6 protein-coding genes are annotated in these 8,240 nt (G+C 51.4%); 4 read left to right on the forward strand and 2 right to left on the reverse strand.

The window, feature by feature from the left end:
* The coding region (locus VIN66_RS13655) for an alanine racemase (RefSeq protein ID WP_331924491.1) at positions 1–520 on the reverse strand (520 nt) is incomplete at its 3' end.
* A gap of 193 nt (positions 521–713) precedes the next feature.
* Here VIN66_RS13655 and VIN66_RS13660 point away from each other — a divergent pair.
* Genes VIN66_RS13660 through VIN66_RS13675 form a run of 4 tightly spaced genes read left to right on the forward strand, consistent with a single transcriptional unit; the run spans position 714 to position 4,944 of the window.
* Positions 714–1,577 (forward strand): MurR/RpiR family transcriptional regulator, encoded by an 864-nt coding sequence (locus VIN66_RS13660; protein ID WP_230819601.1) that lies wholly within the window; start codon positions 714–716, stop codon positions 1,575–1,577.
* Between the two features lie 6 nt (positions 1,578–1,583).
* Positions 1,584–1,976: a RidA family protein gene (locus VIN66_RS13665; protein ID WP_331924492.1), complete on the forward strand. Its 393-nt coding sequence runs from the start codon at positions 1,584–1,586 to the stop codon at positions 1,974–1,976.
* Position 1,977: 1 nt separating this feature from the next.
* The gene (locus VIN66_RS13670; protein WP_331924493.1) at positions 1,978–3,471 is read left to right on the forward strand and encodes a sodium:solute symporter family protein; all 1,494 of its coding nucleotides are present in this window, start codon (positions 1,978–1,980) and stop codon (positions 3,469–3,471) included.
* A gap of 15 nt (positions 3,472–3,486) precedes the next feature.
* Positions 3,487–4,944, forward strand: a complete 1,458-nt coding sequence (locus VIN66_RS13675) for a M81 family metallopeptidase (RefSeq protein WP_331924494.1) — start codon at positions 3,487–3,489, stop codon at positions 4,942–4,944.
* Here the strand turns inward: VIN66_RS13675 and VIN66_RS13680 are convergent.
* Complete coding sequence (locus VIN66_RS13680) at positions 4,939–8,097, reverse strand: family 20 glycosylhydrolase (protein WP_331924495.1); 3,159 nt, start codon at positions 8,095–8,097, stop codon at positions 4,939–4,941. The two genes, VIN66_RS13675 and VIN66_RS13680, sit on opposite strands and share 6 nt — an antisense overlap.
* Positions 8,098–8,240 lie beyond the last annotated feature (143 nt).

Here is an 8,240-nt window from a genome sequence, read left to right on the forward strand (position 1 = left end):
CCAGCTCAGTTGCCTGCTGATTAGTCCGGCAACCGCAGCGACCACCGGGTACACCAAGCTCAATCAGTACCGGTAAAGTAAGTTTTTCGGCGGCAAAAAAAGCTGACAACGCACTGGCATTGGCATGACTGTCAACACAGACATAAATATTACATCCCCTGCCAACAACCGCTGCCACCAACGCCATATTGGCGCGACCAATCAACTGATTGGCCAGAATGATTTGCTGCGCACCGGCCTGGGCGGCAACTTGTGCCTGATAAGCCGTAGCGACTGTGATACCCCAGGCGCCACTGGCCAGTTGCTGCTGGAACAGCCAGGGCGTCATGCTGGTTTTACCATGTGGAGCAAGCGACACGCCACAGCTATTGGCAAAGCGTTGCATCCATTGCAAATTATGCTCAACGGCAGACTGCTTCAGCACAGCCGCTGGCAGGCAGATATCCTGCTGCAGTAAATTCAGTTGCCGGTTTAATTGCTGCGTTGCTGCAGCTTTATGCCCAGAATTTTGGTACTTCATAACATCTCGCTATTAACTAATTGCTATCCAGATTGAAGTGTAACCAGTAAATTGCTGTAAATAAGCGATATTAATGTTTACTTTTGCATCAGCATGGTACAAAGTATCTTTTATGTCTAGAGAAATGTTACTTTAGCAAAAGTTACTCTGTAACACCATTGCTAAAGGTTTCAGCCCGGCGGAAAAAAAAGTAATGAGTTACGAAATAGATGTGTTGTCACGCATTTCTGAACGTTTTGTCGAAATGAGTGAATCGGAACAAAGGGTGGCGCAGCTGATTCTGGACAATGTGAAAGCGGCAACCGAGATGAGTATCGCTAAACTGTCGGAGCAGGCCGGTGTCAGTCAGGCAACAGTTACGCGTTTTGCCCGCACCGTTGACTGTAAAGACGTGCGTCAGCTTAAAGTGAAGCTGGCGCAATCGCTGGCTGTCGGCCAGCGCTTTGTTGAAGAAACACCCGATCTTGACGGTATTCAGGGTGTATACGAAGCAATAAAAAACACGCTGGATCTGAGCCGCAAATTGCTGGTAGAAGCCGATATCAAACTGGCAGTCAGTTATCTGCAAGGCGCCAGAATGATTTTTTGTATCGGCATGGGCGGCGGCTCATCTATCGGATCACAGGAGTTACAGTACCGGCTGTTTCGTTTTGGTATGCCGGTGTGCAGTTATCAGGATGGTTTACTCACCCGAATGGCCGCTGCTGCAGTTGAACCTCAGGATGTCCTTGTTGCCATTTCGCTGACCGGTAACACAGCCGAAATCATTGACTCTGCAGCCATAGCGCGCCAATACGGTGCCAAAGTCATTGCTATTACCAAACCCGGCTCAGCACTTGCTGCCAATGCCGACATAGTACTGGGTCTGCAGGCGCCGGAAACCGACTTTATCTATAAGCCATCGGCTTCACGCTACGCCATGCTGGCGATTATCGATGTGCTGGCGACCGAAGTTGCTAAACAGAATAAACGTAAATCACGCGACAAATTGCGCCGTGTCAAGCTATCGCTGGATAGCCATCGCGGTGGTGATGAGCGTCAGCCGCTTGGAGACTAAACCGTTATGACGATAAAGCGCTATGGTATCGATGAAAGTACCGGCACCGGTGGCCAAAAACTGCCCTTTGCCAAAGCTGTAGAAGCCGGTGGCTGGCTGTATGTGTCGGGCCAGACACCAATGCGTAATGGTGAGGTCGTTGAGGGCGGTATTGTTGAGCAGTCGGAACTGGCACTGCAAAACTGTATAGACATTATGCAGCAGGCCGGCTATCAGTTAGCAGATGTTGTGCACGTAAAAGTGTATCTGACTGATGCGCGCTACTTTGCCAGCTTTAACCAGGTATTCCGGCGGTTTTTTGCTGATGCGCCACCCGCCAGAATTTGTGCGGTGGCAGACCTGGTTGTCGATTGCAAAGTTGAGGTTGATTTGACCTGCTATCGCGCTGATCGCTGCTGATATGAACGGCACACTGTTTCTGCTTGGTTTTGGTCTCTATCTGTTGCTGATGATTGCCATCAGCTATCTGGTTTCCCGCCGCCAAAGCAGCAGTGAAGATTTTTTGCTGGCCGGACGTAAAGTGTCCGGCACTCTGACACTGGGAACCACTGTTGCCACTATGATTGGTACCGGCACCAGTATGGGAGCTGTAGGCTATGCCTATCAGCACGGTTGGGGAGGTATTTTATATGGTGTCGGCGGCGCAGTCGGTATTTTACTGACGGCCTGGCTATTTGCGCCGCTGCGGCAACTGCGTTTTATGACGATGAGCGAGGAGCTGTGTTACTACGTTGGTGCCAACCAATGGGTAAAGCATTGCAGCGCGGTACTTATTTTTCTCGCATCGCTGGGTTGGCTTGGCGCACATATTATTGGTGGCGCCCTCTATTTATCCTGGGCCACGGGTATAGAGTTGCTGTATGCCAAATTACTGATCGCAGGTGCCTTTACTCTGTACGTGATGATAGGTGGTTATAAGGCGGTGGTTTGGACCGACAGTCTGATGGCTGTGCTGCTGTTTTGTGGATTTATTGTGATGAGTGCCGCTGCGGTGCATATTAGTGGTGGTATAGCACCACTTGCTGATTTGGTCGCTGAAGCGCTGCATTCCGGTCAGATGAAAAGCCTGCCAATGCTGCCGGCTATTTCTCTGGCGGTGGTCGTGGCAGTTGGGGTGATGGCGACACCGTCATTTCGGCAACGTATTTATGCTGCACGCAGCGTCAGTACAGTCAGGCGTTCGTTTTTGCTGTCAGGTGGTTTATATCTGTTATTTGCCATTTTACCGGCCGTCATTGGTATTACCGCATTTTCACTGGCACCAGAGCTGGATAATCACCAGTTTGCCTTCAGTACAGTGGCCGTTATGTTACTGCCAGCCGCTTTGGCAATGCTGGTGTTGTTGGCTGGCCTGTCGGCCACGTTATCCTCTGCCAGTTCAGATGCTATTGCTGCCGTGTCGGTGCTGATCCGCGATTTATACCAGGCAGTAACAGGGCAGATGCCGCCGGTTAACAAAGCCGTGCGCTACGCCAGACTGGCTGTGCTAGTAGTGTCAGGCTGCGCATTACTGCTGGCTCTGCTATCCGATGATTTAATCAGCTACATCAGCAACATGATCGCGACGCTGATTGCCGGTATGTTTGTTGTCGCTGTACTTGGCCGGTTTTGGCACCGGCTTAACTGGCAGGGTGCATTGGCGGCGATGCTGACAGCTGTATTTACCTCGCTGCTGCTGTTAAGCCAACCGCTCTGGCTTGCACTGTGGGGAAACCCCTGTATTCCGGCTGTCAGCTGTGCTTTTTTTGCAGCAGTGCTAGTCAGCTTGCTGACGCCTGCATCCGCAGTAAGCCGGGATCTGGCATTACAACGTATTACGGCGCAGCGGGAGCTAAACCCTGTTGTGCTGCAAGAGCAAACCGGACGCCCTGTCACGCTGGAACAGCGGTACTGAATTCAATGAGGGTTTATGCGCATTTTTACTGCCTCGCTGGCAACTGAAACCAACACGTTCTCGCCAATGTATACCGATGTGCATAGCTTCTATCAGAGCTTTTATGCACCACCAGGCCAACATCCGGACACACCAACGTTGTGCAGTGCACCACTGATTGCTTGCCGTGAATACGCCAGCAGCAACGCTAATATTGAAGTAATAGAAGGCAGTTGCAGTTGGGCTGAGCCAGGTGGTTTGCTGAACCGGCAGTCTTATGAGCAGTTACGCGATGAAATTTTGCAGCAGCTGCGTCAGGCTATGCCGGTGCAGGCGGTACTGCTTGGCTTGCACGGTGCTATGGTGGCGCAGGGGTATGACGACTGTGAGGGCGATTTACTAACGCGGGTACGTGAAATAACCGGGCCAGGTGTGTTTATTGGTGCCACGTTAGACCCTCACAGCCACCTGACACCTGACCGGCTCAAAGCGTCTGATGTACTTATTGCATTTAAAGAGTTCCCGCATCTGGATTTTATGCAGTGCGCGCGTGATCTGGTGCGCCTGGCGGTGGCAGCAGTGCAGCGTGAGGTTACGCCCAGCATGAGCAGTTTCGATTGCCGGATGATAGATGTATTGCCAACCAGCCATGAGCCGATGAAATCCTTTATCACTAAGATCCGTCAGCTAGAGCAACAACCGTCGGTGCTGTCGATTTCGGTTATTCATGGTTTTATGGCGGGGGACGTGCCGTATATGGGCACGCAATTGTTGGTCGTCACTGATAACGAACCTGAACTCGGGCAGCAACTGGCAAAACAGCTTGGGTTGGAACTGTTTTCTTTCCGCGGACGCACTCTGCCCAGATTTGACAGTATCGACACCGCGCTGACATTGGCCGTACAAAGTAAGGGCACGACTGTGCTGGCCGATGTCTGGGACAACCCGGGGGGCGGTGTAGCAGGGGATGGCACCTTAATTTTGCAGCAGATACTTGCACGTAAACTGACCAATGTAGCTGTTGGGACTATTTGGGATCCTATGGCGGTTAAGTTGTGTTTTGCCGCCGGAGAAGGCGCCCGGATAAGCTTACGTTTCGGTGGTAAAAGTTGTGCCACTGCTGGCGAGCCAATAGACAAAGTAGTGCAGGTTGTCCGGCTTAAAGCCAATGCTGAGCAGCAGTTTGCCGACAGCAGTGTGCCTATGGGTGACTGTGCATTGATTAAATTTGATGGTATCGACGTTATTCTGAATACCAACCGCTGTCAGTCGTTTGACCCCAGCCTGTTCAGGGCCCTGGGTATTGCGCCGGAAGAGCGCAGCCTGCTGCTAATCAAGTCGACTAATCATTTTTATCAGGGCTTTGCGCCGCTGGCGGCGCAGGTACTTTATGTCGATGCCGGGGCGCCATACCCCAGCGATCCTAAGCGTAATGGCTACCGCCACCTGACCAGGCCGATATGGCCCATAGTAGAAGAGCCGTTCGCGCTATAGTGAAATACGCTCAATGCAGCCACACTGCTGAATGGTGACATACAAAGTCTTTTCGTCACGGCTCAAAGCTACATTCGTCGGTAGGGCGTTGTTTAGCCGGTATTCCTGTAACAGGTTACCGTTTTTATCCAGCTTCGCTACCACGCCTTTGCCGTAACGCGCGATAAAGAGATTCCCCTGGCTGTCGGTGCGCATACCATCAAGGCCATATTCACTGAAGCGGGCAAACAGTGTTTTGTCAGCCAGGCTGTTATCCGGCAGGATCCGAAAACGCCATACTGTTCGCTGCACACTCTCGTTAACGTATAAAAATTGCTGGTCGGGGCTTACAGCAATGCCATTGGTTGTACCCATATCGGCGCGCATTAACTCGCTTTGGCCGTTTCGGCTAATGCGCCATAATTTGCCGCTGTTATCTGCCCAGTTCGGATCGCTGGCAAACAAAGTACCGTTTTGCATAATGGCCAGATCATTAGGCTGGTTCATCGTCTTGTTGTGGCTGAAGGTATCCAGCGTGCCGTTGTGATAACGCAGAATATTGTGGCCGGTATAGTCGGCGATATACATGGCGCCGTTTTCATCAAACACTATGCCGTTGCCGGTGCTGCCAGGGGCTAATGTAATGTAACGGCTTGCACTGCCATCAGCACTGACTTTGCCGACGGTACCATCGGTTGCAAAATTGACAGCATACAGGTTGCCGGCAGTATCGACAGCCGGGCCTTCTACCGCACCGCTGAACGTTCCGGCAGTAACCCAGATATGGCTATGCGGAGTATGTTCGAGTAACTTTTGCAGTGGCCGGTGCAGGGCAATAATTATCTCATGCTGAATGGTCGTGGCCTGTTCAAGCAGCAGTGCGATGCTGTCGCGCTCCGCTTTTAAAAGCGGTTTTTGCTGTTCAATGCTGAACAGCATTGCCTGGCCTGACTGGCTTAATGCCACCAGTTGTTGCATCAGCGTCCGGTAAGGTTTTATCGTTGCGACATTTGCTGCAAGCAGTCCGTTAGCGGCGGTTTGCCACTTCGCAAGCTGCTCATTAAGCCAGTGCTTGTCGACAGCCTGGCGTTGTTCCAACCAAAGCTGCAAGCGTTGTTCAAACTGGCGAACAGCGTTTTGCTCGGCTGGTAAGAAATCAGCCAGCAGGTTAAGCGGGGCATCCTGATGATAAATACCGGCAGCAGACTTTTGATGCAGACGATGATAATAATGCGCGGGTTCAAAAGCCTCGCTGACAGTTGCTAAAGCCTGTGAATGTTCACCTGCCAACGCAGTATACCCCTGTTGCTGTTGCCTTAAGTTCTGCAGGCTGAAGTGATTTAGCCGCTGATTAAGCCAGCCAAGCCGCTGATACATACTGTCTTCGTCAGTGACATCCTGAGCTGACCACAGTCGCTCAGCAACAGCGAAACCATTCGGCCATAAACGGATATCGATATTGTCCGGCGTAACCAGCTCGCCCCATAACGCCATTTCGCCACCGAGAATGTGTTGCGTTGTGCTGCCGTCAGTATCATAGGTGTAAGGAACGGGCGCTGCTACCGGTAATTTTTTATCCGCGCGTTGCTGTAGTGCTATTGCAGAGCCGTTGACCTGGTAAGGCGCATTACCGACAATCAGCTTACCCTGTAGTGTTTCGCCAAGCGTAAAATCTGCAGTAAGCGGCCCCATCCAGCTATCAATCCGGAAGCTTAGCTTGTCAGCGTTCAAGACAGGTTGCTGTACGAAGGCCGGTGAGCGGCCATCAAACTCCATTAAAGCGTGCACTGTGCCGTCAGTAAGACTGAGCAGGGCCAACTTGCCTTTTATAGCACTGCCGCGCAGCCGCTCGAAATTAAAATGCCAGGCAGACCAGCTGCCAAGCGCTGATAAGTCTGGCAGCGGCCGGTTTGCTGGCGCCGGGTCGTTACGGTAGTGAAAGGCGGCAAACTGTGGTTGGTCCAGATAGTAACCGGTCGACAGTACGGTATCGTAACCTTCCGCAGCGGCCTGATGCAGCGATTCTACGCCACGCCATGACTGTACCAGCACCGACTTTGGTAAGCTGCCCTGCGTTATTTCATCCCAGCCCATCATAGTGCGGCCAGCCTGTTGCAATATGTTGTGCAGCCGCTGGTTAAAGTAAGCATGTAACGCAGTAGCGTCAGCCAGCTGATGTTGTTGCATGAACTTTACAATATGAGCTGAGCCAAGCCAATGCTCGCTCAGCACTTCATCGCCGCCGATATGCAGATAGCGATCAGGAAATACTGTTGTTACTTCCGTGATCAGTTCAGTCAGAAAGTCATAAACGGCTTCATTCGTTGGGTCCAATACGGCCGGATGCACTCCCCAGTGTTTTTCGGGTTGTTTCGGCCCGGCTTGGCTCATCAGTTCAGGGTAAGCAACACCGAGAGCGGTCGTATGGCCCGGCAGATCAATTTCCGGTACGACTCGGATGCCACGCTCCGCGGCATACTGTACCAGCTGACGTAACTGTTGCTGTGTGTAGTAGCCTTGTTTGCCTCCCAGCTGGTGTAACCTGGGAAAACGCTTTGACTCAAAACGCCAACCCTGGTCATCAGTCAGATGCAGGTGCAGCACATTCAATTTCACCGCAGCCATAATGTCCAGCTGGCGCAGCAAAGTTGGAAAAGGCAAAAAGCGCCGGGCCGGATCCAGTAACACACCACGCCAGCTAAACCGCGGCGCATCATACAGCTGTAATGCCGGGGCTTTGCCATTTTTCTCCAGCTGTAACAGCGTTTCCAGACCGCGCAAAACACCGGTTTCTGTTATGGCCTCAAGTTCAATGTTGTGCTGACTGATACGCAACTGATACTGCTCGTTCATCTGCACAGCCGGTATATTATTTTGGCGGGCGGCAGTGACTTTAACGTGCAACGTTTTTTGTGGCATGTCGGCAATATCGCCGCCGGTTTGCAGAGCTAAGCGCCGGACAAACCGCTCTGTTGCCTGCTTAAGTAAAATGTTGTCCGGGGCGTCAATACTAAAGCCAGAGGTGAAATCAAATTCTCCCTGCTGTAACACCAGTCTGGTCGGCGCCGGTAGTAAAGCAGGGGGCTCTGAAGCAGAAACCGTACTTATTAATAGCAATATAGAACAGCAGATAAATCGCATAAACAGCCAGTTTGAATTGTTACTTGGTAACATATTAATAAGCAATAAACGATTGGATGTCTATAATTCAATGCTATATGAAGAGATTTTTTGCACAATTTTTGTTTACTTTTTAATCTTGATGGTACAAAGTAACATTTAAGTGCGGTGCGCTTGGTAGTGGTACCGGCTTAATC

Origin of the sequence: Rheinheimera sp. (assembly GCF_036568245.1) — a bacterium.
GTDB lineage: Bacteria > Pseudomonadota > Gammaproteobacteria > Enterobacterales > Alteromonadaceae > Alishewanella.